General features: G+C 70.9%; 19 protein-coding genes, 1 tRNA gene and 1 pseudogene. 8 read left to right on the top strand and 13 right to left on the bottom strand.

Annotated features, from left to right (window positions below):
• Positions 1 to 117 precede the first annotated feature (117 nt).
• From ACFWBW_RS03455 to ACFWBW_RS03430, 6 genes are all read right to left on the bottom strand, one after another.
• Entirely contained in the window at positions 118 to 2265 is a 2148-nt protein-coding gene (locus tag ACFWBW_RS03455; RefSeq protein WP_385367927.1) for a xanthine dehydrogenase family protein molybdopterin-binding subunit, read from the bottom strand.
• Positions 2265 to 3239, bottom strand: a complete 975-nt coding sequence (locus ACFWBW_RS03450) for an FAD binding domain-containing protein (RefSeq protein WP_385367925.1) — start codon at positions 3237 to 3239, stop codon at positions 2265 to 2267. Before ACFWBW_RS03450 ends, ACFWBW_RS03455 begins: the two co-directional genes overlap by 1 nt.
• Before the next feature lie 7 nt (positions 3240 to 3246).
• A complete protein-coding gene (locus ACFWBW_RS03445; protein ID WP_385367923.1) occupies positions 3247 to 3852 on the bottom strand; it encodes a (2Fe-2S)-binding protein in 606 nt (201 codons plus the stop codon).
• A 244-nt stretch (positions 3853 to 4096) separates the two neighbouring features.
• Complete coding sequence (locus tag ACFWBW_RS03440; protein ID WP_385367921.1) at positions 4097 to 4765, bottom strand: zinc-binding dehydrogenase; 669 nt, start codon at positions 4763 to 4765, stop codon at positions 4097 to 4099.
• Between the two features lie 111 nt (positions 4766 to 4876).
• Positions 4877 to 5305: a nitroreductase family deazaflavin-dependent oxidoreductase gene (locus tag ACFWBW_RS03435; protein ID WP_385367919.1), complete on the bottom strand. Its 429-nt coding sequence runs from the start codon at positions 5303 to 5305 to the stop codon at positions 4877 to 4879.
• Between the two features lie 75 nt (positions 5306 to 5380).
• Entirely contained in the window at positions 5381 to 5956 is a 576-nt protein-coding gene (locus tag ACFWBW_RS03430) for an NADPH-dependent FMN reductase (protein WP_385367917.1), read from the bottom strand.
• Positions 5957 to 6068: 112 nt separating this feature from the next.
• On the opposite strand from ACFWBW_RS03430, the gene ACFWBW_RS03425 reads away from it, so the two are divergent.
• The gene (locus ACFWBW_RS03425) at positions 6069 to 6596 is read left to right on the top strand and encodes a MarR family winged helix-turn-helix transcriptional regulator (RefSeq protein WP_385367915.1); all 528 of its coding nucleotides are present in this window, start codon (positions 6069 to 6071) and stop codon (positions 6594 to 6596) included.
• A 236-nt stretch (positions 6597 to 6832) separates the two neighbouring features.
• On the opposite strand, the gene ACFWBW_RS03420 is transcribed toward ACFWBW_RS03425, so the two are convergent.
• The 3 genes from ACFWBW_RS03420 to ACFWBW_RS03410 form a co-directional block, all read right to left on the bottom strand.
• A complete protein-coding gene (locus ACFWBW_RS03420) occupies positions 6833 to 6952 on the bottom strand; it encodes a hypothetical protein (protein WP_385367913.1) in 120 nt (39 codons plus the stop codon).
• A 147-nt stretch (positions 6953 to 7099) separates the two neighbouring features.
• Positions 7100 to 8935 carry a glycoside hydrolase family 15 protein gene (locus tag ACFWBW_RS03415; protein WP_385367911.1) on the bottom strand — a complete coding sequence of 612 codons (1836 nt, stop codon included), beginning with the start codon at positions 8933 to 8935 and terminating at the stop codon, positions 7100 to 7102.
• A 176-nt stretch (positions 8936 to 9111) separates the two neighbouring features.
• A complete protein-coding gene (locus ACFWBW_RS03410; protein WP_385367909.1) occupies positions 9112 to 9873 on the bottom strand; it encodes a DeoR/GlpR family DNA-binding transcription regulator in 762 nt (253 codons plus the stop codon).
• Between the two features lie 77 nt (positions 9874 to 9950).
• Here ACFWBW_RS03410 and ACFWBW_RS03405 point away from each other — a divergent pair, with 77 nt between their 5' ends.
• Positions 9951 to 11420, top strand: coding sequence for an MFS transporter (locus ACFWBW_RS03405; protein WP_385367907.1), 1470 nt, complete (start codon positions 9951 to 9953; stop codon positions 11418 to 11420).
• Between the two features lie 97 nt (positions 11421 to 11517).
• Complete coding sequence (locus tag ACFWBW_RS03400) at positions 11518 to 12135, top strand: HAD family hydrolase (RefSeq protein ID WP_385367905.1); 618 nt, start codon at positions 11518 to 11520, stop codon at positions 12133 to 12135.
• A gap of 192 nt (positions 12136 to 12327) precedes the next feature.
• On the opposite strand, the gene ACFWBW_RS03395 is transcribed toward ACFWBW_RS03400, so the two are convergent.
• From ACFWBW_RS03395 to ACFWBW_RS03385, 3 genes and pseudogenes are all read right to left on the bottom strand, one after another.
• A tRNA-Met gene (locus tag ACFWBW_RS03395) sits at positions 12328 to 12401 on the bottom strand.
• 133 nt (positions 12402 to 12534) lie between these two features.
• Positions 12535 to 12955 (bottom strand): annotated as a pseudogene (locus ACFWBW_RS03390) (amino acid permease); the annotation flags it as partial.
• A gap of 101 nt (positions 12956 to 13056) precedes the next feature.
• A complete protein-coding gene (locus ACFWBW_RS03385; protein WP_385367903.1) occupies positions 13057 to 13626 on the bottom strand; it encodes a low molecular weight phosphatase family protein in 570 nt (189 codons plus the stop codon).
• 297 nt (positions 13627 to 13923) lie between these two features.
• On the opposite strand from ACFWBW_RS03385, the gene ACFWBW_RS03380 reads away from it, so the two are divergent.
• The 4 genes from ACFWBW_RS03380 (at position 13924) to ACFWBW_RS03365 (ending at position 16119) form a co-directional block, all read left to right on the top strand.
• Positions 13924 to 14685, top strand: coding sequence for a DeoR/GlpR family DNA-binding transcription regulator (locus ACFWBW_RS03380; RefSeq protein WP_385367901.1), 762 nt, complete (start codon positions 13924 to 13926; stop codon positions 14683 to 14685).
• 103 nt (positions 14686 to 14788) lie between these two features.
• Positions 14789 to 15085: a WXG100 family type VII secretion target gene (locus ACFWBW_RS03375; protein ID WP_385367899.1), complete on the top strand. Its 297-nt coding sequence runs from the start codon at positions 14789 to 14791 to the stop codon at positions 15083 to 15085.
• A gap of 91 nt (positions 15086 to 15176) precedes the next feature.
• Positions 15177 to 15467 carry a hypothetical protein gene (locus tag ACFWBW_RS03370; protein WP_385367898.1) on the top strand — a complete coding sequence of 97 codons (291 nt, stop codon included), beginning with the start codon at positions 15177 to 15179 and terminating at the stop codon, positions 15465 to 15467.
• A gap of 13 nt (positions 15468 to 15480) precedes the next feature.
• Entirely contained in the window at positions 15481 to 16119 is a 639-nt protein-coding gene (locus ACFWBW_RS03365) for a hypothetical protein (RefSeq protein ID WP_385367896.1), read from the top strand.
• A 1468-nt stretch (positions 16120 to 17587) separates the two neighbouring features.
• Here ACFWBW_RS03365 and ACFWBW_RS03360 read toward each other — a convergent pair.
• On the bottom strand, positions 17588 to 21967 hold the full coding sequence (locus ACFWBW_RS03360; protein WP_385367894.1) for an FtsK/SpoIIIE domain-containing protein: 4380 nt from the start codon (positions 21965 to 21967) through the stop codon (positions 17588 to 17590).
• A 194-nt stretch (positions 21968 to 22161) separates the two neighbouring features.
• Here ACFWBW_RS03360 and ACFWBW_RS03355 point away from each other — a divergent pair, with 194 nt between their 5' ends.
• Complete coding sequence (locus ACFWBW_RS03355; protein WP_385367892.1) at positions 22162 to 23121, top strand: hypothetical protein; 960 nt, start codon at positions 22162 to 22164, stop codon at positions 23119 to 23121.
• Positions 23122 to 23126: the final 5 nt, after the last annotated feature.

Genomic DNA, 23126 nt, shown 5'->3' with positions numbered 1-23126 from the left:
AGACCAAGCAGACGCCGCACACCGGCCCGAGATTCTCCCGGCTTACGGACCAGATCCGGGGCATTGATGGGCCAGCCGCTGCCGGGCAAGCGCCGCCGGCAGGCCTCCGGCCGCCGCTCAGAGCAGCGCCTGCAGCCTGATGGGCAGGTCCGTCAGGCGTTTGCCGGTGGCGTTGAACACCGCGTTCCCGATGGCGGCCGGGACTCCCACGATGGTGATCTCTCCCAGTCCCTTGACCCCGATGGGGTCCGCCAGGGGGTCCTCGGTGTCGATGAACGCGGCGTCCAGTTCGGGGACGTCGGCGTTGACCGGGACCAGGTAGTCGGCCAGGCTCGCGTTGACGATCCGGCCGTCGCGGTGGTCCGTGAGCGTGCCTTCCAGCAGGGCCATCCCGATCCCGCCCACCATGCCCCCGATGGCCTGGCTGTGGGCCAGCTTGGGGCTGACCACACGGCCCACGTCGTACGCCGCGAACATCCGGCGGATCCGGACCAGCCCGAGGAGCGGATCGACCGACACCTCGGCGAAGACAGCCCCGTAGCCGTAGGTGGAGATCCTCTGGTCGGCGTCGCCGGGACTCCACGTGGCGGTTGCCTCCAGACCGGACAGGCCGGTTCGGCGCAGGATCTCGCGGTAGCTGTCCGCGGCGCCGCTCTCCCCGGAGCCGAGCCGGCCGTCACGGACCGCCACCTTGGCGGGGTCGGCCCGGTACAGGGGCGAGGCAGGGTCCGCTACGGCCATGCCGATGAACTTGTTCCGCAGGGCCGTGCACGAGGTGTGGGCGGCGGACCCCACGCTCGCCATGGTGGTGGCGCCGGCGTGCGGCGGCGCGAGGGGGTAGGCCGAGTCCCCCAGCCGGAAGGTGACCTGCCGCGCGGGCAGGCCGAGCGCGTCCGCGGCGACCTGCATGACCGAGGTCGTCGTACCCGGTCCCATGTCGCTGGTCGCCGTATCGACCGTCGCTGTCCCGTCGGCGTCGACCCGGGCGCGCGAGCCGACCACGCGGCGGTTGTTGTGGTATGAAGCTGTGGCCATGCCCACGCCGATCAGCAGATCGCCTTCCGTGCGGCCGCCAGGGGCGGATCCGCGCCGCGACCACCCGAAACGGCGGGCTCCGAGGTCGTAGCACTCGCGTAGCTTGCGAGTGGAGAAGGGCAGGCGTGTCGCCTCGTCGCGGGTGGGTTCGTTGCGGAGCCTCAGCTCGATGGGATCGATTCCCAGGTCGTGCGCCAGTTGGTCCATGGCGGTTTCGAGGGCGAAGGCGCTGCTGACGACGCCCGGGCCGCGCATGGACGCCGGGGACTGGGTGTCGATGGCGGTGAGTTGGTACCGGGTCCTTGTGTGAGGGACGCCGTAGAGGAACTTCGGCAGGTCGGTGAGACCCTCCTCGTACTGCTCGTAGCGCGAAGTCTCCGTGCGGACCTCGTAGATGAGACTGTCGATGCGTCCCGTCGTGGCGGCCCCGAGCGCGAGGCGCTGTCGGCTGGCGGGCCGGTAGCCGGTGCCGTAGTAGAACTGGCGCCTCGACAGCACGACCTTGACGGGCCGTCCCGCCTGGCGCGCAGCAAACGCGGCCAGGATGACGTGGTCGTAGGCGCGGATCGCGCTGCCGAATCCGCCGCCGACGTACTCGCAGTGCACCCGGACGTCCTGCTCGGGGACGCCGAGCGCGGCGGCCACGGTGCGGGCCGCGCCCTGGACCCACTGGGACTTGTCCCAGAGCGTGAGCTTGCCGGCTTCCCAGCGGGCGATGGTCGAGGGCAGCTCGATCGGGTTGTGATTCTCCCTGCTGATGGTGAACTCGAGGTCCACCGTGGCGTGTGCCGATCCGAAGGCACCGTCTGGGTCGCCGCGGCTGTAGTCCGGGTTCGACGGCGCCGTGACCGACGCCGCGCCGGAGTCCTCGAAGTCGGTGAGGGTCGGCCTCCGGTCGTAGACGGCCTCCACGAGGGACGCGCCGTGGGCCGCGGCCTCCGCCGTCGTGGCCACCACGACGGCGATCGGCTGGCCGTAGAACGCGAGCTCTGTCACCGGGTGGGCGAGCCGCAAGGAGCTGAAGTCAGTGAGGACGTCCAGGACGCCGGAATGGGCGCGGGCCGCGTCCGTGGCGATGGCGGAGACCCTGCCGCGGGCCGCTGTGGCGTTGACGATGGCGCCGTACAGCAAACCTTCCATGCGGTGCTCGGCTGCGTACGTGGCAGCACCCGTCACCTTGAGCCGCGCGTCGACGCGTGACAGCGCCCGCCCCACGACCTCGTCGGCCATCACCGGCCTCCGATCGTCGTCAACTGCCGTCGCACGGTCCGCTCCAGGAGCTCGATCTTGAACGCGTTGCCAGACAGCGCACTCGCGCCGTCGGCGGCACGGGAGGCTGCCTCCGTCCACGTCGCGCGGCCGGGACGCCGGCCCACCAGGGCCTGCTCCACCCCCGGCAGCCGCCACGGCACAGTGGCGACGCCACCGACGGCCACACGGGCGCCCAGGATCACTCCGCCCCTGATGTCGAGTGCGACCGCCGCCGAAGCGAGGGCGAATTCGTAGGACTGACGGTCCCTGACCTTGAGGTATCCCGAGCGCCGGGCATGGGGGCCGGCGGGGACGTGTACGGCGGTGATGAGCTCGCCCGGCCGCATATCCTGTTCACGGTGCGGGGTGTTCCCCGGCCGTAGGAAGAATTCCACGATAGGGACCGCGCGGGCGCCCTCTGTGCTTCGCACATGGACGACGGCGTCCAGGGCCACCAGCGCCACGGCGAGGTCCGATGGGTGCGTGGCCACGCAGTGCGCGCTGCCGCCCAGGACCGCTTGCATCCGGTTGTCGCCGTCGACGGCGTCGCACCCCGTGCCGGGGGACCGCCTGTTGCACGCCGAGTGCACGTCCCGGAAGTAGGGGCACCGGGGGCGCTGCATGAGGTTCCCGCCGATGGAGGCCATGTTGCGCAGCTGTGCAGAGGCGCCCAGTTCCAGTGACTGCGCGATGACGGGGTACTGGGACCTGACGCCCCGGTGCGCGGCGAGTTCGCTCATCCGGACCAGGGCACCCACCCGCAGGCCTTCGGAGGTCACGACGATGTCCCGGTACGGGAGAGCGTTGATGTCGACCACGTGGGAAGGGCGTTCGACGGTCTCGCGCATCAGGTCGACCAGTGTGGTGCCGCCCGCGATGTAGCGGCCGCCGTCGGCCCCGGCGGCCAGTGCGGCACTCTCGGTCGCTGGTTTGGTGAAGACGAAGGGGTACACGCCGGATTCACACGCCCTTCGCGGTCTGCTCGATGGCCGTGACGATGTTCGTGTAGGCGCCGCAGCGGCAGAGGTTGCCGCTCATCCACTCGCGGATCTCTTCCCGGGAGCGGGCGTGCCCTTCCGCGATGCAGGCCACCCCCGAGACGATCTGGCCCGGCGTGCAGTACCCGCACTGCAGACCGTCGTGGTCGATGAACGCCTGCTGGAGGGGATGCAGGCCGGCGCCGCGCGCGAGTCCCTCGATCGTGGTGACGCGGGCGCCTTCGTGCATGACGGCGAAGGTGAGGCAGGAGTTCACCCTGCGGTCCTCCACCAGGACCGTGCACGCCCCGCAGGCTCCCTGGTCACAGCCCTTCTTCGTGCCGGGCAGCCCCAGGTGCTCCCGCAGGAGGTCGAGGAGCGACGTCCTGTTGTCCACCACCGCGGACCGCCGCTCCCCGTTGACGGTCAGCCCGACCGCCGACGTCGTGCCGGCGCCCGCCGGAACCAGGCCTGGGGGACGGCCCGACGCATACCCGGAAATCGGCAGGGGCAGCCCCACAGCTGCCGTTGACATCACCAGGAACCGCCGTCGGCCCACGGCGGCCGCGCCGCCGAACTCACCTGGCATGACCCACGCCTTCCGATGACCGGGACCTCAAGGTCCGCGACGCCGACCGCGCACCTCGAGCAGGGCACGAGACGACGCACTCGACCACACGAACGAACACTCACAGCGAGTGATCAGCTACGCACTGTAGCAGTGGGATCGGAGGTTGTTCCGCTCGATCGCTCCGAATCACGCGTCAGACACCGGACAGGGCGTCATCATCGCAATCCGAGCCAGCGACGCCGCGCAGAGCGCGACGTCATGGTCACAACGAGGGCCTGAGGACGATCTTGCCGTGGGTGTGGCGGCGTTCGAGCTCGGTGTAAGCCTCGCGGACTTGCGCCAGTGGGTAGACCTTCGCGATCGGCACCTCGAGGAGCCCATCGGCGATCAGACCGGCAAGCTCGGCGAGCACCTTGGCACCCGGTCCGGCCGCGAGCCCACCGTCAGTCTTCACCCCGTGCTTCTCGGCGGCCGCGAAATCGGCGATGGGGTCGATCCGATCGGTCGCTACACCGAGGGCCAGGGCCAGATCGACGTACCCGTCGCCGAAGGTGTCGATGAAAGCGTCCACGCCACCGCGCGCCGCGACCCTGACGCGGTCCGCGACGCCCTCGCCGTACGCGACCGGGATCACGTCGTGGCTCTTCAGCCACTCATGGTTGCCCTCGCCCGCCAGGCCGATGACCGTGGCCCCGGTCCGGCGCGCGAGCTGGACCGCGAGCGAGCCGACTCCCCCGGCGGCTCCGAAGATGACGACGGTCTCGCCGGCCTTGGGCTGGACGGCGTGTACCGCCCCCCATGCGGTGACTCCGACGACGTACAGGCTGCGGGCCACCTCCCATGAGACCTTCTCTGGCTTGCGCCTGAGGTCACCGGCCTCGACCAGGACCAGCTCGGCCTGAGAGACCCGCTTCTGGTTGAATCCGATCACCGCGTCGCCGGGCGGGAATCCGACGACCCCGACGCCGACCTCCTCGATGACCCCGGCGAGGTCGCTGCCCTACCCGGACGGGAACGTCGACCGGAACACGTCGGGTGTGCGCTACGCCCGCCGGAGTTCGAGCACGGGAATGGTTCGGATACCGGCCGTCTTGCGTGCGTACTCGGCAAAGCCGGGGTAACGCCGCGCTTGCTCGGCGTAGACGCGGTCGCGTTCGGCACCGGTCAGTTCGCGGACGATCACCTCGTAGCTCGCAGTGCCGCGTTCGATGCTGCCCTCACCGGCGGCAGTCAAGTTGCGGTACCAATCCGGGTTGGTGGGTGCTCCGCCCTTGCTCGCGAAGACGTAGACGATGTCCGGTGCGGTGTCGTGCGGGAGGTACATCATCGGGCTGACATGCTCCTGCCCGCTCTTGCGGCCGCGGTGATGGACGAGGACCAGCGGAGCCCCCTCGAAGACTCCGCCGACCCTGCCCTCGTTCGCTCGGAATTCAGTGATGATCTTCGCGTTTCGGTCGAGCGCTTCGCTCATATCGATCTCCTGTCGTTCACGATCCGGGTTGTGCGCTGGGAGGATGAGCTGGAGGGACAGGGCTCTGCAGGCGGCTCAGGCGGCGACGGCCGGGGCCGTGCGCAGCGGTACGAGCGCGGCGCTCCAGGCGATGACCTGGTCGAGCATCGCGTCCAGGGCGGTCAGGTTGTAGTCGCCGGGCTTGAAGACGCTGAAGTTCTCGAATTCGGTGATCATCGAGAGTGCGACCTGCTGGCGCACGTCGGCCATCTGGAGCTCGGCGGCAACGGCGCGTAGGTGCTCGACGGCCCGGACGCCGCCCACCCCGCCGTAGGACACGAAGCCGACCGCTTTGTTGTTCCACTCGGCGTAGAGGAAGTCGATGGCGTTCTTGAGTACGCCGGGGATGCCGTGGTTGTACTCGGGTGTCACGATGACGAACCCGTCGTACGAGGCGATCTTGGCGGCCCATTGCCTGGTGTGCTCGTTCTGGTACCGGCCGAGCGACGGCGGGAGCGGCTCGTCGAGGTGCGGCAGGGGGTGGTCGCGGAGGTCGATGAGCTCGAACGTGGCGTCGTCGCGGCTCGAGGCGGTGTCGAGCACCCACTTCGCGACCTGTTCGCCGTTGCGGTTGGGGCGGGTGCTGCCGAGGATGATCCCGATCTTGAGCATGGCTGTTGCCTTCTCATCTGCGGCGCTTCTCGAAGGGAAGTGCGTTGTCTGATAGATCGCATGCCGTACAGATGATCTGTCCAACAACGGGTGGGCGCGTATCATTCCTGTTATGAGCGCCGAGACGCCGTTCACGCCGGTCGCCGGCGGTGTCGACGTGGCGGGGGACTTCGGTCTCTCCCTCCTCGTCCTGATGCGCGCGTACCGGACCGTCGTCGCGTCGGTCCTCGATGATGTCCCGCAGGGTGCCCGCGGCTACCAGACGCTCGCCGTCGTCGTCCGAGGTGACCAGCAGAATCAGCTCGCCCTGGCCCGATACCTGGGGATCGACCGCACGGTGATGACCTACCTGATCGACGACCTCGTCGCGGCCGGCCTGGTCAAGCGCCGACGCACCCCTGCCGATCGACGCCAGCGCAAGATCGTCGCCACCGCGCGAGGTGTCAGCACTCTCCAGGACCTGCAGCGGCAGGTACGGGAAGCCGAAGACCGGCTCCTCGAGGCGCTCGACGAGGACGAGCGCCAAGCGTTCCGGACCTTGCTCAGCCGGATCGCCTGCGACGTCCGGGAGATGGACTTGGCCGCTGCTCCCTGCGACGTCGCATCCGACGCGGGCGACGTCGCGGAACCCGGATCCTGAACCTGGTTGCAGGTGGCTGGGCTACGACAGTGATCGGCCGGAATCAAACCTTGCTCAGTGGGCCCCGGACTGGCTCGCCAACTGGTCTACGGTGAGCGGCTGGTGCCGGTTGCGCAGGGCCCACTCGTACACCGGCGCCGGTCCGCCATCCGGGTCGGGGGGCACCGACAGATCTATGAACTGGGCCTGACCGCCCGTGCGGTGTGGTGCAGCGACCAGCAGATGTGCTCTCTGGTTCACCAGACGTCCGGCTGCACCCTCACCTGCGGGTACTGCTTCGCCAGTGTTGCCGCGTACTGCCAGTGCGTGGTGGCCCGTCGGCCGTCGAGAAGGCCGGCGCCGGCAAGGGCGATCACGCCCGAGCAGATGGACACCAGGCCCCGAGCCGGTCGTCTCCACCACCACGGGGATCCTCCGGCGGCAGCCGGACGGCGGCTGGGCCCACGTGGTGGACGACCCCTTCTTCGGCCAGAGCGTGCCTCCATCCCGGCGGTGATGCCGCGTCAGCCCAGTGCACGGTCGAGGTTGAAGGCGGCGCTGATCAGCGAGAGGTGGGTGAAGGCCTGGGGGAAGTTGCCCAGTTGTTCTCCGGTCGGGCCGATCTCCTCTGCGTACAGGCCGAGGTGGTTGGCGTAGGTGAGCATCTTCTCGAAGGCGAGTCTTGCCTCCTCCAGCCGGCCTGCGCGGGCCAGGGCCTCCACGTACCAGAAGGAGCAGATCGAGAAGGTGCCCTCGGGGCCGTGCAGGCCGTCCGGGCTGGCGGTCGGGTCGTACCGGTACACGAGCGAGTCGGAGACCAGGTCCGTGGTGAGCGCGTCCAGGGTGGAGAGCCATTTGGGGTCGGTGGGCGAGATGAACTTGGCCATCGGCATCATCAGCAGCGAGGCGTCCAGCACGTGGTCGTCCAGCCCCTGGACGAAGGCCCCCCGCTCGGCCGACCAGCCGCGCCGCATGATCTGCCGGTAGATCGCGTCCCGGGACTCCCGCCAGCGGCGCAGGTCGGCCGGCAGGCCGCGGTGGTTCGCGATGCGCATCGCACGCTCCAGCGCCACCCAGCACATCAGCCGCGAGTACACGAAGTTCCGCCGGCCGGCCCTGGTCTCCCACACGCCCTCGTCGGGCTGGTCCCAGTGCTCGCACAGCCAGTCCACCACGGCACCGACCTCGTCCCAGCGGTCGCTGCTGATCGGCTGCCCCCACTTGTCGTAGAGGTAGATCGAGTCGATCAGCGCACCGTAGATGTCCAGTTGGAGCTGGCCGGTGGCGGCGTTGCCCACCCGGACCGGTGCGGAGCCGAGGTATCCCTCCAGGTGCGGAAGCTCGTATTCGGGCAATTCGGTGCGCCCGTCGATGCCGTACATGATCTGCAGCGGACCGCTCTCCCCCTTGCCCCGCAGGATGCCCCGCTCGGAGATGAACCCCATGAACGCCTCGGCCTCCGAGGTGAACCCCAGGCGCAGCATCGCGTAGACGCAGAAGGCGGCGTCGCGGACCCAGACGTAGCGGTAGTCCCAGTTGCGCTCGCCGCCGATCTGCTCGGGCAGGCTGGTGGTCGGTGCGGCGACGATCGCCCCGGTCGGCGCGTAGGTGAGCAGCTTCAGCACCAGCGCGGAGCGGTTCACCATCTCCCGCCACCGCCCGTGGTAACGGGAACCGGCAAGCCAGTGGCGCCAGAACCGGACGGTCGCGTCGGCCTGCTCCTGGGCCTCGGCGCGCGGACACGACCGAGGCGGGACGTCGTCGCCGATCTGGTCGAGGGCGAACACGTGGGACTCGCCCTCGAGGAGCTTGAAGTGCGACCACACGTCCGGGCCGTCGATTTCCAGGGGCGCCGTGGCGGTCAGCGCGAGTGCCAGTGACGGGGAACGGAACACCGCCGTGTGGCCTTCGAGGTGCGTGGTGTGCGTTTCGGCGCCGTAGCCGAAGCGTGGGGCGATCCGCGCCCTGAACGGGAGGGTCCCGCGGACGCAGAGCACCCGCCGGATGAGCCGGTGCCGGGCCGCCTCGCGCGAGTCGTCGACCACGGGCATGAAGTCCTGGATCTCCGCCACCCCGTCCGCGGCGAAGAACCGCGTGATCAGCACGTTCGTGTCGGGGAAGTAGAACTGCCTGGTACGGGTCGGGACCTCGGCGGCCAGCTCGAAGGACCCGCCCCGGTCGGCGTCGAGGATCGAGCCGAAGACGCTGGGCGCGTCGAAGCGCGGGCAGCAGTACCAGTCGATGGTGCCGTTCGTCCCCACCAGGGCGGCCGTACGCAGATCGCCGATCAGGCCGTGCTCGGAGATCGGGATGTAACGGCCGCCGTCCGCCTGCTCGAAACCAGCCGTGCCGAACGCCATACCGGCCTCCCTGCCACTGCGGCCCGGGCCTGGAGATGAAACCTCGCCTTTCATGCTAAACCGCTACTCGAGGCGCCGGCCTGGAGCCGTGCGGACAGAACCCGGCGGCCGACTCGTTTCCGTCCCTGGCGCTGAGCGTCGCGTGCCGGTGCGGTGCGTCCGCGCAGTGGAGTGTTTCAGGCGGTTTTGACGATGGTGCCCGCGCCCTCTAGGGCGGCCACCTCGTCGCCGGGTGCGGTGGTGTCGGTGACGAGGGTGTGCAGCAGCGTGGAGGGGCCGACGTAGGCGTAGGCGGTGCGGCCGAGCTTGCCGCCGTCCGTGGCGACGAGGGTGCGGCGGGCTACGGCGATGCTCGCCTTCTTCACCGCGGCGTCGTCGAGGTCGTAGGCGGTCAGGCCGTCGGCGGCGCTCAGCCCGCAGCAGCCGATGACGGCCGTGTCGAAGCGCAGGGCTGCCAGCGAAGCGAGGGTGAGCGGGCCGGTGAGGGCTCCCTCGGCGGCGCGGGGTTCCCCACCGGGCAGCACCAGCTTGGCCCGGCCGGGTGTCTCGCCGAGCAGGTGGATGGCCTGCAGGGACAGGGGCATCACGGTGACGGGCCGCTCGCGCAGGAGGCGGGCGACCTCCAGGCAGGTGGTGCCGCTGTCCAGTACGACGCTTTCGCCGTCCGCGATGAGCGCGGAGATCTCGGCTGCGATCCGCCGCTTGGCGTCGACCGCCTCGCGTGCGCGCAGCGCGAAGGGCGGCTCCTCGCCCCTGAGCAGCAGAGTGCGGGCTCCGCCGCGGACGCGTTCGAGGACGCCCTGGGCCGCCAGGGCGTCGAGGTCGCGCCGGATGGTCATCTCCGAGGTCCCCGTCAGCTCTGCGAGCTCTTGGACCGTGGCACCACCCGAGTCCCTGACCGCCTTGGCGATCAGCCCGTGCCTGTCTGTGTTGCTCATACCGCGATTGAACACCACCAGACAATGAACATTCAAGATGTTCATTACGGCTGTTTCGCACATCAATAGTGTTCGTTATGGTGGGTGGCATGGAACGTTCACTCCGAGCCGCCCGCGTGGCGACCTATGTCTACTTCGTCCTGTGCGGCACCCTGATGGGCGCCTGGGTGGTGCACATTCCCGCCATCGAGGAGCGCGTGGGCATCAGCCACGCGGCCCTGGGCGGCCTGCTGGTGCTGCTCGGGCTCGGGGCCTTCAGCGGGATGCGGGTGGCCGGCCCTCTGACCGACCGGCTCGGCGCACGCGTCGTGATCCCCGCCGGCGGCGTGCTGTGCGGCGCGGCGCTGGTGCTGCCCGGTCTTGCCCGGGACCCGTGGACGCTGGCGGGCGCCCTGCTGGTCTTCGGCTTCTGCAACGGCTGCCTGGACGTGGGCATGAACGCCCATGCCGTGCACGTGGAGAAGGCGTACGGCCGGCCCGTCATGTCCGGATTCCACGCCACGTTCTCGGTCGGCGGCGTCCTGGCCGCGCTCGTCGGAGCGGGTGCCGCGAGCGCCGGCGTGAACCCGGCCGCGGGTATGGCCGCCCTCGGAGCCGCGGGCATCGTGATCGCCCTCGCTTCGGCACGCGCCCTGCTGCCGACTGGCCCCGCCGCTGCCGACGCCGGGTCAGCGGAGGAGACCGAGGCGTCACCGGCCGGCACGCGCCGCAGCGCCGCAGGGCGGGTTCGGCTCCTCGCCGTCCTGGCGCTGATGGTCATGCTGTGCGAGGGCGCCGCCAACGACTGGAGCGCCCTGCACCTGAAGGACGTCCTCGGCGCGTCCACCAGCACGGCCGCCTTCGCGTACGGCACGTTCGCGGCGGCAATGACGGTGGGCCGACTGCTCGCCGACCGCTTCGTCTCCCGGTTCGGCTCCGTGGCGATCCTGCGCTACGGCGCCGCCACGGCCGCCGTCGGCATCACGCTCGTGGCCCTCGTCCCGTGGATGTGGACCGCGTTCGCCGGCTGGGCACTGTTCGGCCTGGGCCTGTCGGGCTCCGTCCCGCAGCTGTTCAGCGCGGCCGGGCACGCCGACCCCGCCGCCGCCGGCGCCAATGTTTCACGGGTCGCCGGGCTCGGGTACGTCGGCATGCTCGTCGGCCCCGCCGCCATCGGCTGGCTGGCCCACCTCGTCGCCCTCAACCACGCCTTCATCCTGCTGACCCTGCTGTGCGTGACCACCGCCGTGGCCGCCGGGGTACTGCGCACCGCATCCGACCGCACACGCCGAAGTGAGGCCGCACAACTCCCGACCACCGCCGGCCCCCCATCCGCTCACACCCTCTTCAGGAGCTCCGGAATGAGTACGTCACCCCGCACCCCACTGCTGCGGCGCATCCAGACCACCGCCCAGGTCATGTCCTCGGCATTCTTTGCCACCAGCCTGGCTCTGGCCCCGCGCGATCTCCTCCAGAGCGAGACCGACACCGGCTCCTGCCCGTGCGTGTGCTCCGCTCGGAGCAGCCAAGCCACCGGCACCACCCGCCCCTGGTACCAGGCACCTTGACCCCTTGGCGCACAGGTATCCCATCCGCCCGGCCCCCAGGACGGGGGACGAAGAGACCGCCACCGACCCGCCGGCACCGGCACAAGGAACCCTCGCCATGCCCACAGACCGCCCCATCGTGCTGTTCGACCTCTTCGGCGTCATCGCACGCCACCAGCGCCCCGGAGCCATGGACGGGATGGCCACACTGATCAGCGCGTCCACGGACGCCTTCATCGCCGCCTACTGGGACTGCCGCCAGCCCTACGACGCCGGACAGCTCGACGCGTCCCAGTACTGGACGGCCGTCCTTCATCGACTCTCGGTCCCCGCCCACCCCGACGTCATCGAGAAGCTGCGGCTCGCCGACATCGACAGCTGGTCACGCGTCGACGACCGCATGGTCGCCTACGTGCAGTCCCTGCGGAACGTCGCCGAGGTCGCCCTGCTGTCCAACATCCCCACCGATCACGCGGACGCATTCCTCGCCGCCCAGCCCTGGCTGCACCACCTCGACCATGTCGCCTTTTCCGGAAAGATCCACGCGGCCAAACCGGACGCGACGGCGTTCCACCACTGCATCGCAGCTCTCCACGCCGCCCCCGCCGACTTCCTCTTCGTCGACGACCGCAGCGAGAACGTGCGCGCAGCCCAGGCCGTCGGCATGAACGGACACCTCTTCACCGGGTACGACGAGCTGACAACAGCCCTCGACACCTGGCTGCCAACCCGATGACCATCGCCGTCCGATGGAGATCGGCCCGACTCGCGCCACGCACCTCCCCCGTTCCGCGCCGGCCCTCCAGCCGGCATCGCCCCAGCTCACAGGCCACTTCTGCTTGCGGGTGGCCTCCAAAGGCCAACTCGGCCGTCGTCCGACGGACACAGAAGAGGCCCGGATCCATGGGATCCGGGCCTCTTCCAGCAGTAGCGGGGACAGGATTTGAACCTGCGACCTCTGGGTTATGAGCCCAGCGAGCTACCGAGCTGCTCCACCCCGCGTCGGTAGCGCCACTCTACGGCACCCCGGCCCAGTCGATGACCGTGCCGCTCACCTGCGGGAAACGCCTGGGGCGGTGACCCCGTGGCGGATCCCGTACGCGGCAGCACCTGCGGCCAAGACGACGGCCCCCCAGAGGATCAGCGCCAGCAAGGATCCGAGCACCGCGACGGCGGCGCCGACGCGCACGACCGGGGCCAGCCGGCCCGCGCCCGCCGCCCGTACGGCATCCGACAACGGTGCTGCGGCATCTGCCAACCGCTCAGGGCCCAGTACGGTCAGGACGGCCACGGCGACGAGCGCGCAGACGACCAGGGGGATGCCGAGGGCAATCGGGATGGCTCGGGGGATCGTGGCTGCGGGTCGCGGACCTCCTCGCCCAGGGTGGCGATCCGGGCGTACCCGGCGAACCGGAGGCGGTTAGCGGGCGGCCAGCCGGGCGGAGGAGATGGCGTTGCAGTACGCCACGACACCCGCGACCGCAGGGAAAGAGCAGGCCCGAGCCCGCAGCGGCAGCCGCGGGAGCGAGCGCGGCGAAGATGCCCGCGCCGATCATCGACCCGAGGCCGATCACCACCGCATCACCCACGCCCAGACTCCGCTGCAGCACGGCCTCCACGGGTGCGCCGGCCGACTTGGTCGTGCTGGTGCAGGGGCTCACTCCCCGGTGGGCTTCGAGAGGGGCCGCAGGTCCGCCGCCAGGGCCTCGACGCGGGCCCGGATGTCGTCCCGGATGGCCCGCACCGTGTCCAAGTCCTTGCCCTCGACGTCCTCCACGGGCCAGTCCTCGTGCCGCTGCCCTGCGGCCACCGACACCGCATCCGGCCCGCTGGTGGTTACCACCACGGCACTGCCGCGCACCGTGGCGTCCGTCAGCTGCAGCGGGGCGCGCTGGGAAAGGTCGATCCCGACTTCCGCCATCGCCTGCACCACCAGCGGGTTGACCCGCTCACCCGGCGCGGGACCCGCCGACCGCACGTTCACGTCCTCACCCGCCAGCTGCTCGAAAAACGCCGCGGCGATCTGGGATCGCCCCGCATTGTGCGCGCACACGAACAGCACGCTCGGCTTGTCGTCCGACCCGGACATGCGCACGGCCTCCCCGCCTGCACCCAGACGCCCCAGCGGCAGCCCGGCGGCTTCATCCGGCAAGCTACCGGCCCCCTCCACGCCCCAGGACGAGCCGACCGGCTTGCGCCACAAGCTGTTCACGAACGCTTCGCGCATCGACGCATCACCTCGGATCTGCCGGCCTTCGACTCGGAGAGACAGCAGATCCCCCTCCGTGGGACTGGTGGGATCATCCACTGGGAACCCGGACCCCGGCCGGACAGAATGACGGTCGCAACCGAGACGTTACCGCTCACCGATGCTGCCCCGAGCAGGGCGGACAACCCACTCCGGACGTAAGGGGAATCGGCACCACCAGCCTCCCGCTGGACTGTTCACGCAGGTGGACACCAGGGAGAATCCCGACCGGACGCAACCGGGACCCGTACGTCCGCTGCTGAGGAGGCCGCCCCCGTGGACGCCGATGAACGCCGCCGCTCGATCCTCGCGATGACCCGTACCAGTGGCTCCGCCGAAGTCTCCTCGCTCGCCGTGGAGTTGAACGTCTCGCTGGAAACCGTACGGCGTGACTTACGGACGCTCGAGGAGCACGGCCTCATACGCCGCACCCATGGCGGGGCCTATCCCGTGGAGAGCGCCGGGTTCGAGACCACGCTGGCCGAGCGCTCCACGCGCTATCTGCCGCAGAAGACCCGGATCGCAGCGACTTCGGCCGGCCTGCTGGGGGAAGCCGAGACCGTCTTCATCGACGAGGGCTTCACCCCCCAGCTGATCGCGGAGGCACTCCCCCGCGACCGGCCGATGACGGTGGTCACCGCCTCCCTGGCCACCGCGGGCGCGCTGGCCGGACGGCCGTATCTCCACACGCTGCTCCTGGGCGGCCGCGTGCGGGGCAGCACGCTGGCCACTGTGGACCAGTGGGCGATCAGGATGCTCGCCGAGATGGTGATCGACCTCGCCTACGTGGGGGCCAACGGCATCTCCCGGGAGCACGGGCTCACCACTCCCGACACCGCGGTCGGCCACGTCAAGGCCCAGGCCATCCGCTCGGCCCGGCGGCGGGTCTTCTCGGGAATCCACACGAAGTTCGGCGCGGTGAGCTTCCACCGCTTCGCCGAGGTGCGGGACTTTGAGGCGATCGTCACCGATGCCTCGCTGCCCGCCTCGGAAGCCCAGCGGTACGCGGCCATGGGACCACAGGTCCACCGGGTCTGAAGCCAACGCACCACACATCGTGAACCGTTTCGCCGGATGCCCCGTAGAGCCGGTGCCGGTGGCACGCCAGCCACCGCGCTCCCGAGCCCACGGAGGAGACGGCATGGCCGGCAGGATCAATATCGAGCCCGAGGAGATCGAGGCCGCGGCGGCCTGGCTGCGCAATCAGAAGGAGATGATGCAGCAGAGCCTGCAGGAGGCGAACAGCAAGATGGAGGAGGTCGTCGCGGCGGCCTACGCCACTCCCGGTTCGGAGACGAAGTTCAAGCCCTTCTGGGAGGAGTACAAGAAGGGCACCGGCGACGCCATCGAGGGACTCCAGGGCGTCGGCGACTTCCTCGACAAGGTCGCGGCCGCGTTCGTCGACACCGACGACCAGACGGCCGGCGCGATCGGCTGATCCCTGTGCCGACGGCCGGGTCACGGGCTGCTGCTGCGGCCCGTGACCCGGCCGCGCGCCGTTGTACCGACGACGAGAAGGGCAGGCGGGGATGGCGAGCATCAGCATTCCCATGGAGGACCTCAAAGACACCCTGAGGATGCTCCAGGACATCAAGGACCGGATCTCCGGCACGGCCAGTCTGGCGAAGGTGGGCTCCGAGAGCGACGTCGGCGATCCCTCGCTGATCGACGCGGTGCAGGCGTTCGACAGTGCGTGGACCGGAGGGCACGAACGGGTGCAGGAGAACGTCGACACGTTCGCCAAGGCCGCCCAGGGGATCATCGACAGCTTCCAGCAGACGGACGACGAGATCGGGCAGCAGCTCGAAGAGAACAACTGACAGGAGCGGCTCCATGACACAACCCGTGACGGACAAACCCCCCGGAGCTCCAGCACAGTTCAGCCTGTCCTTCCCCAACTCCTGGTGGCACCTCGACCTCGACCCCCGCGGCAGGGACAACGCGATCCGCCGCCGCATCGAGGAACAGACCCGTGGCCTGGACTACGTCTCCAAGGACGACGTGGACGCCATGGTCCGTACGACCCGCAAGATTGCCCGCGAGGCGTACGGGCAGGGCGCGCTCCAGGCCGCGGGCATGTTCCGGTTCATCGAGGACGGATCCACGCTGATGGCGGCCACGGTGGTGCTTCGGGTGCGCGCCCCGGAGGACGGCTCGGCGGACCTGGCCGAACTGCTCATGCCGGTGGCGATGAAGAACTCCGGGAACCCGCTCGGCCGCGGCACTCCCGCCAACAGCGTGGACATGATCGATCTGCCCGAGGTGGGGCCGGCCGGGCGGATCACGGCGATCGAGGACGTGGACTACTTCGGGAAGGGCACCGTACGCACCGCCATGATGCACACCATCGCGGCCGTGCCGAACAGCCGGGACTTCCTGGTGATTTCGTGCACCACGCCCAACATCAGTCTGGTGACCGAGTTCTTCGAGGTCTTCGAGGCGATCGTTTCCACCCTCCGGTTCCAGGACTGAAACAGAGAGTGAGGTGAAGTCATGGCACGGCCGTCATTGGCCGATTGGGAGATTCTCGATCTGAGTGAGGATCCGACTCCCGGGGAGCCGGAGATCATCGAAAGACTCGCCGGCGCTTACCAGACCGTCTCCGACGACGCGGAATCCGCCTTCTCCGTGATCTCCCGGGTCCAGGCCCAGGAACTGGGGGCGGGGAAGTCCATGGAGCAGCTCAAGACGACCCTGGAGGAACTGCCCAACCAGGTCGGCGCCCTGCGCGACTCGTACGAGAAGGCGGCGCAGGCCCTCAAGGACTACGCGGCACGCCTGCGGGACCACCAGGTGAGGGCGGGTGAGGCACTGGAGAAGGGGCGCGAGGCCCGGAGCCGGCTCGACTCCGCCATCGCCACGGCGAGCGCGGCCACCTCCCTCGTCACCAACCTGGACAACGCGGCGCCGCCGCCGCCCGACGACGAGAGCGCCAAGGCCGCGGCCCGCCGGGCTCTGGAGAACGCCCGGAACGAGGCCAGTTCGGCGCAGGGCGCGGTGGACTCGGCCCAGGCCGACCTGGACGCTGCGCGCCAGCTGGCGCTCGACGCCCAGAGCGTGCGCGAGGCGGACGCCCGGACCGCGGTCACCAGACTGGAGGAGGCCGAGGACGAGGCGGTCAAGAAGAAGAACTTCTGGGACAAGCTCTGGGACAGCATCGGTTCGGCCTTCGGCATCATCAGCGCGATCCTGGGTGTCATCTCCTTCCTGATCCCCGGCCTTCAGGGACTCTCCATCGCCCTGGGCCTGATGAGCCTGGTCACTGGCCTGGTCCCGCTGGGCATCAACATCGCCCGGGGCGCGGTCACCGGCAACTGGGATGTGGTCGGCATCGTGCTCGGCACCGTCGGCGCCGCCTTCGGCGGGATCGCGCTGAGCGGCGCCATCGTCGCGGTCGGCAAGGGTCTCCAGACGCTCGTGACCACCGGCCGGGTGCCGAAGGTCAACTGGTTCGGGAAGGGCGGGGGCGGGGGCGGGGGCGCGCCGGTCAACACCGGCATTCCGCTCAGGAACCTCCCGCCCGTCGCCAACAACCCGCCCGTGCTGCCCCCTCTGAACCTGCCGGGCGCCGGCCTCCTCGACGACATACCGCACATCGGGGCCGGGGTTCGCCCCGGCAACTTTCCACCGATGCCGACCCGGCTGCCACCGCCGCCGCCGGTGCCGATCCCGCCGGCCATCGTCAACAATCCGGGGGCGATCGCGGCGTACCTGCAGAGCATGAAGGGCCATTCGATACCCGGCATGATCGGTGCCAGTACCGCCTTCCTGGGCTCGATCTACGGGCCGCTCGCCACCGCCGGCCACGGCGGCTGGGCGGTTGCCCACGGCGCCCCGCTCACCGGCAACAGGAGCACCGACGGCACCGAAACGAAAGAACGGGGCGGAGGGAGGGGGGCTCCCGCGCCGTGGTTGGCGGGGGAGCCCCCTTCGTTCGGTCTCAGGCCCTGGCCTCCGGGACCTGCACCGTGCGCAGCACCCCGTCGGCCAGGTGCAGCAGCCCCCGGCCGGCCCGCCCGCCGCCGAGGCGGCTGCGCGGCACCTTGGCTCCGATCAGCTCGCCGTCGCCGACGCTCTGCGGGCTCAGCAGGATCCCCTGCCGGTTGCGCCGCGCGTCGGTGTGCCAGCCCGAGTAGCCGGCTGCCAGCCGTTCGGTCTGCCCGGCCAGCACCAGACCCTGCCCGGTCTCCGCGCCGGTGCGGGCGATCCGGTTGAGCACCGTCTCGGCCTTGGTCTTCAGCAGCAGGTCCGCGTCGTCCAGCACCACCACCGCCCCGCCCGGGGCCTCGGCCAGCGCCGCCTCCAACTCCTCCGGCTCGATGTCGGGCCCTGCGAAAACGGCCAGTACACCCGGTTGCCCCGCGAGGTCGCGCAGCGGTGAACGCACCGGGGCTCCGACCACGACCGACGTACCGGCGTCCAGCAGCGACCGGACCATGGCCAGCAGGACGGTGCTGCGCCCGGAGCGGGCCGGACCCGCCACGATGAAGGTCGGGGTGAGCGACAGGTCCGGGCCCGTGGCGGCGAGCTCGTCACCGCCGACGCCGACCATCGCCCACAGCGGGCCGGCCTGCCTCTGCGCTGCGTACCCGATGGCCTGCTCGTAGCCGAGCCGGTCGGGCAGCAGATCCACCCGGAACGGCCTTGCCGAGGCCGGGACCTCGGCGTCGCGCTCCCGGCACTCGGCCGCGATCGACTGGAGGGCCGCCGCCTGCCCCTGGCCGGTGGCGTCCGGGCCGAGCAGGGCGATCTGCACCTCCGCTTTGTCTGCCGCGCGCAGTGCCCGGCCGGACGGAATCTCGTCGGGTACGGACTTCTGCGGCACGCCGATCATGCTGTACTCGGCCTTCTCGTTGAGCCGCAGCACGAGCTTGTCCTCAGTGGTGGAGGCGACCCGCGAGGAGAACAGCGTGCGGTCACCGGCCAGCACCATGTGCACGCCGACGCTCGCCCCGTCGCGCAGCAGGGTCAGGACGTTGGTCAGCAGGCTGCCACTGTCGTACTCGGACAGCGTCTTGTCGAAGACCTCCCAGCGGTCCAGCATCACCACGATGTGCGGCGGCCGGTCCTGCGGCTCCAGGGCCTTGCGGAGCTCCGGCAGGTCGGCGGCGCCCCGCGCGGCCAGCAGCTCCTGGCGTCGGGTCACCTCCGCGACGAGCCGGTTCAGCAGCCGGGCGACGCGTTCGGGCTGCGTGCGCTGCACCACCGCCCCGCAGTGCGGGAGTCCCTCCAGGGCCAGCAGTGCGCCGTTGCCGCAGTCGATCCCGTACAGGTGCACGTCGGCCGAGGAGTGGGCGCGGGCCAGTACCCCGGCGAGGGTGCGCAGGGTCTGCGAGCGGCCGCTGCGAGGGGAGCCGACGACGTGCAGGTGCCCGAAGGTCTCCGGGTCCAGCGTCAGCGCCTCCCTGGCCTGTTCCGCGGGCAGGTCGACCATCCCGTAGACCACCGGGGCGAGGTCGTACGAGCCGCTCCGGCCGGTGCCGGGCAGTTCGTGCGGGACCAGGGTGGTGGGCAACGGTGGCAGCCAGGGGCTGTGCTGGGGCGGGATGTTCAGGTCGCGGTCGGCGTCGCGGATGGCGCCCACGAGGTCCGCGAGGTCGGTGACGACGTCATCCTGCTGCCGGGAGGCTGCGCGCGGCCGGGCGGGCAGCGGCCGGCCGATCTGGTCCCAGCCGATGGGCACGACCCAGGGTTCCGGAGCCGAGTCGGCCGTCGTTCCGGGCCGACGCCCGCCGACGCGGCCCGCCTGGAAGGGCACCAGCGAGGTCTGACCGAGGCGGACGTAAGCGCGGCCGGGTGTGTTCTTCGAAATACCCGCTGCTTCCGGGGCGTTGATGACGTCCTGGCTCTCGCTCTGGTCGGTCACGCGCAGGGCGATCCGCAGGTTGGTGTTGGCCCGGATCTCGGGCGAGACGACACCGCTGGGGCGCTGGGTGGCCAGGATGAGGTGGATGCCCAGGCTGCGTCCGCGCTGGGCGATGTTGACGAGTCCCTTCACGAAGTCGGGGAGGTCTCGCACCATCGAGGCGAACTCGTCGATGACGATGAGGAGTCGTGGCATCGGAGTGCGGGAGGGTTCGCGGCGCAGCAGGTCGATGTAGTCCTCGATGTCCTTGGCGTTAGCCTGCGCGAGGATGTGTTCGCGCCGCTTGAGCTCGGCCGACAGCGAGGTCAGGGCGCGCTCGACGAGGTGGGCGTCGAGGTCGGTGACCATGCCGACGGTGTGGGGTAGGTCGACGCAGTCCTTGAAGGCGGAGCCGCCCTTGTAGTCGACCAGCACGAAGGTCATCGCGTCGGGGCGGTTGGCCACGGCCAGGGCGGCGACGATCGTCTGGAGGAGCTCGGACTTGCCGGATCCGGTGGTCCCGGCGACCAGTCCGTGCGGGCCGTCGCGCCTGAGGTCCAGGGCGAAGGGGCCGTCGAGGGATATGCCCACGACGGCCTGGGTGGACCGTCCGCCCGCCCGCCAGCGGGCCGCGACGCCCTCGGCCGTCGGCGGATCGAGGGAGAGTACGTCGAGGAGCCGGGCGGCCGGCGGCAGTACGGCCGCCTCCTCGGACGCGCCGCCCGGGTCCCGCAGCGGTGCGAGGGCGCGGGCGACGGAGCGGCACCAGTCGAGGGACACGGCGTCCGGCCGGACTCCGGTGCGTACGGCGGCGCCGGACAGTCCGACCCGGAGCGTGCCGTCCGGCTCCTCGGCGACGACGGCCAGGCACTCCTCGGGCAGCAGCCGCTCCTCGTCGTCCAGGCACAGGGCGTGGACGCCGACGGCGGGTCCGTCGCGGAGGATCTGTACGACGCCGGGGAGCGAGCGCAGTCGGCGCGCTCCGTCGAGCACGACGAGAACGTCCGGTTCGCGGGGGGCGTTCCGGTCGGCCAGGGCGGCGTGCCGGGCCGTGATCATGGAACTGAGCTCGGCGACTCGGCGTGCCGAGGTCTCGGTGTCCGTGCCTATGCCGGCGACCGTGTCGCCGCTGCGCCGGCGGACGTGGGGCAGCCAGCGGATCCAGGTCCAGGTGTCCTCGGCGCCGGTTCCGGTGGTGAGGAGGTAGATGTGGAGGTCCCGGGGGCTGTGCAGGACGGCGGCCTGGGCAACGGCCCAGCGGGCGACGGCCGCCGCGGCGGCTCCGCGGCCCGCGATGCCGAACACCTTGTGTGTGCGCAGCGCCACGGTGACGGGCACGTCGTAGGCCGCGCGGGCGACCTTGCGCCGGTGCTCGTCCTGGGTGGGGTCCTGGAGGACCACGTCGGAGGCCTGGTCAGCGGTGCCGACGCGCAGTTCGAGGAAGTCGTCGTCCGAGGTGCGGCGCTCCCAGAGCCTGCGGCGCGGCCCGACAGCGGTGAGGAGGACGGCGGCGGGGTCGGGGAAGCCGTGGCGGCGGGCGGTCCGCTCGGCGATGAGCGCGGCCTCCGCGTCGGCCTCGATGCGGGCCTTCTTCTCCTCGTAGTTGGCGACGGAGGTGGCGTGCGTCTCGCGTCCGCTGCGCTTGTTCGTCCAGTAGTTCCCGACGATGGCGAGCGGAGAGAGCAGGCCGAAGAGCAGCATCGAGAGCCGGCCGAAGATCAGTACACCGGCGCCGGCCATGACCAGGGGCAGGATCGCGGCGATGTAGGGCAGCGGGCGTTTGGCGGGTGGGGTCGGCGGGCTCGGCAGGGCGAAGCGGGTCTCGGGTTTGGGCGGCAGCAGCCGCGGCGGACGGTTGTAGTCCCAGCCGGCACCGTCCTCGGAGGGCTGCAGGGCGGCGTCGGCCCGTTCGGGGGCGAGGAGTTCGAGGAGGCAGTCACCGATGCGCAGCTGCGCCCCGATGGGCCAGTCCTGTTCGCCGTCCACGTCCTCCCGGTCGATCTGGAGCATGGTGGAGCTGTCCGTGGGGGATGCCTGGACGAGGCGGCAGCGGCCGCCGGGGCCGACGCGGAGCGCCAGGGCAGGCCTGCCGGGTCCGGGGCGGGCGATCAGCGGGGTGCCGTCGGCGGCCAGGCCGATCCGGTACTCGCCGATGTCGAGGCGGTGCACGGCTCCGGCTCCGGGGCCACCGACGGCACGGACCTCCACCAGACCGCGGGGTTCCACGGCCCGCGGGCTGACGGATCGGCCGAGCCCGACGACGGCCCCGTCGCGCAGGGGCGACTCCCGCAGGGACATCTCCGGTGGCAGCTCGACTCCCTCGAAGTGGAGGCCGGAGCCGTCCATCGGGAGCGCCGTGCCGTCCATCGCGGCGAGCGCCTCCGCGATGGCCGCCACCGGCGTTTCGGGGTCGGCGTCCAGGTGGACGTCGAAGGCATGGCCGAACGCGTCGACCACGGTGAGTAGCAACGGCACGAGGCTCTCCAGGCAGCAGGGACGGGTGGGGCGCGGAGCCGGAGGGAGGGGGGAGGGGTCCGGCCCCGCGTGCCCGGCCCTACGGACGGGGAGGCCAGGCGGTTCACGAGGGGGTGGCGTGAACCATCCGGAAGCCCGCCCCGTAGGGGTCCGTTGACCCGTCCCGGGCCCCGGGACCCGACAGAGGTGGTCGTATGGAACTGTCCCTCGTGCTGGCCGTCGTACTCGGTCTGGCGCTGATCGGCACCGTCTTCGAACTGATCCGCAGCGAACGCAAGCGGGCGCCTGCGGGCGCCCCGGCGCGGCCCGCCCCCGCGAACGTCACCGGTCGGGAGGCACTGGACGTCATCGATCTGGGTCTTCGCAGGCTGGCCGCCGCGTGTGTCCGGGCCGGGCGGGCGCTGCCCGACGCCTACGCGGTGGTGTACTCCGGAGACCGTCTCGCGCTACGGCTCGCCGGCTCCGACTCCCATGCCCCCGCTCCGTGGAGCGCGGACTCCTCGGGCGAGCAGTGGAGCACGGGCACGGCGCCGCTGGAGGGGGTCGGCCTGGGGGAAGAGGAGGCCGCCGCCGAGCAGCCCTACGCGCTGGCGGTGACCCTCGGGACAGCCGGCGGCGAGCGGGTGCTGGTCGATCTGTCCCGGGCAGCCACGGCGATCGCCGTGACCGGCGGCGGACGTGAGGCGCGGCAGCTGGTACGGGCCTTCGTGGCCGAGCTGGTCACGGGCCCTGTCGGGCGGCGCGCGGAGGTGACCCTGGTGGGGTCGACGGCCGGCGCCGATCTGACCGTGGGTCTGGGCTCGGCTCGCCTCCACACGGTTGCCACGCTGGAGGAAGCCCTGGCCAGGGGTGCGGACGCGGCCACGAGGTACGGTGCGTCCGGCTCCGCTGCGGCGGTCACGCAGGTCTTCCGGATGATCGAGGGCGGCGGCCCCGTGGCGGTTCAGGGCCGCGCACCCCGGCTGTTCGTGCTGGATGCCGCGCAGTACGCCGACGAGCAAGAGACCACGGCCCTGTTGGAGGCTTCGGACGCTCTGCTCGTCCTGGGTGACGCCTCGGACGCGGGCTGGCGGTTCGGTGTGGGTGAGGACGGCTCCCTCGACACCGGTCCCCTGGACCTGAGGATCGACGTCCATGCGGGCCGCCTGAACTGACCCGG

This window comes from Streptomyces sp. NPDC059957, from assembly GCF_042730015.1.
In the GTDB taxonomy this organism is placed as follows: Bacteria; Actinomycetota; Actinomycetes; order Streptomycetales; family Streptomycetaceae; genus Streptomyces.
Note: the sequence above shows the minus strand (reverse complement) of the source record. Positions and strands in the feature narration are given on the sequence as shown.

What these genes read in the sequence shown, in the direction of transcription:
- ACFWBW_RS03455 (WP_385367927.1), bottom strand. Translation starts at nt 2,265, where the DNA reads ATGGCCGACGAGGTCGTGGGGCGGGCGCTGTCACGCGTCGACGCGCGG.
- ACFWBW_RS03445 (WP_385367923.1), bottom strand. Translation starts at nt 3,852, where the DNA reads ATGCCAGGTGAGTTCGGCGGCGCGGCCGCCGTGGGCCGACGGCGGTTC.
- ACFWBW_RS03435 (WP_385367919.1), bottom strand. Translation starts at nt 5,305, where the DNA reads ATGAGCGAAGCGCTCGACCGAAACGCGAAGATCATCACTGAATTCCGA.
- ACFWBW_RS03430 (WP_385367917.1), bottom strand. Translation starts at nt 5,956, where the DNA reads ATGCTCAAGATCGGGATCATCCTCGGCAGCACCCGCCCCAACCGCAAC.
- ACFWBW_RS03425 (WP_385367915.1), top strand. Translation starts at nt 6,069, where the DNA reads ATGAGCGCCGAGACGCCGTTCACGCCGGTCGCCGGCGGTGTCGACGTG.
- ACFWBW_RS03415 (WP_385367911.1), bottom strand. Translation starts at nt 8,935, where the DNA reads ATGGCGTTCGGCACGGCTGGTTTCGAGCAGGCGGACGGCGGCCGTTAC.
- ACFWBW_RS03410 (WP_385367909.1), bottom strand. Translation starts at nt 9,873, where the DNA reads ATGAGCAACACAGACAGGCACGGGCTGATCGCCAAGGCGGTCAGGGAC.
- ACFWBW_RS03405 (WP_385367907.1), top strand. Translation starts at nt 9,951, where the DNA reads ATGGTGGGTGGCATGGAACGTTCACTCCGAGCCGCCCGCGTGGCGACC.
- ACFWBW_RS03400 (WP_385367905.1), top strand. Translation starts at nt 11,518, where the DNA reads ATGCCCACAGACCGCCCCATCGTGCTGTTCGACCTCTTCGGCGTCATC.
- ACFWBW_RS03385 (WP_385367903.1), bottom strand. Translation starts at nt 13,626, where the DNA reads ATGCGCGAAGCGTTCGTGAACAGCTTGTGGCGCAAGCCGGTCGGCTCG.
- ACFWBW_RS03375 (WP_385367899.1), top strand. Translation starts at nt 14,789, where the DNA reads ATGGCCGGCAGGATCAATATCGAGCCCGAGGAGATCGAGGCCGCGGCG.
- ACFWBW_RS03370 (WP_385367898.1), top strand. Translation starts at nt 15,177, where the DNA reads ATGGCGAGCATCAGCATTCCCATGGAGGACCTCAAAGACACCCTGAGG.
- ACFWBW_RS03365 (WP_385367896.1), top strand. Translation starts at nt 15,481, where the DNA reads ATGACACAACCCGTGACGGACAAACCCCCCGGAGCTCCAGCACAGTTC.
- ACFWBW_RS03355 (WP_385367892.1), top strand. Translation starts at nt 22,162, where the DNA reads ATGGAACTGTCCCTCGTGCTGGCCGTCGTACTCGGTCTGGCGCTGATC.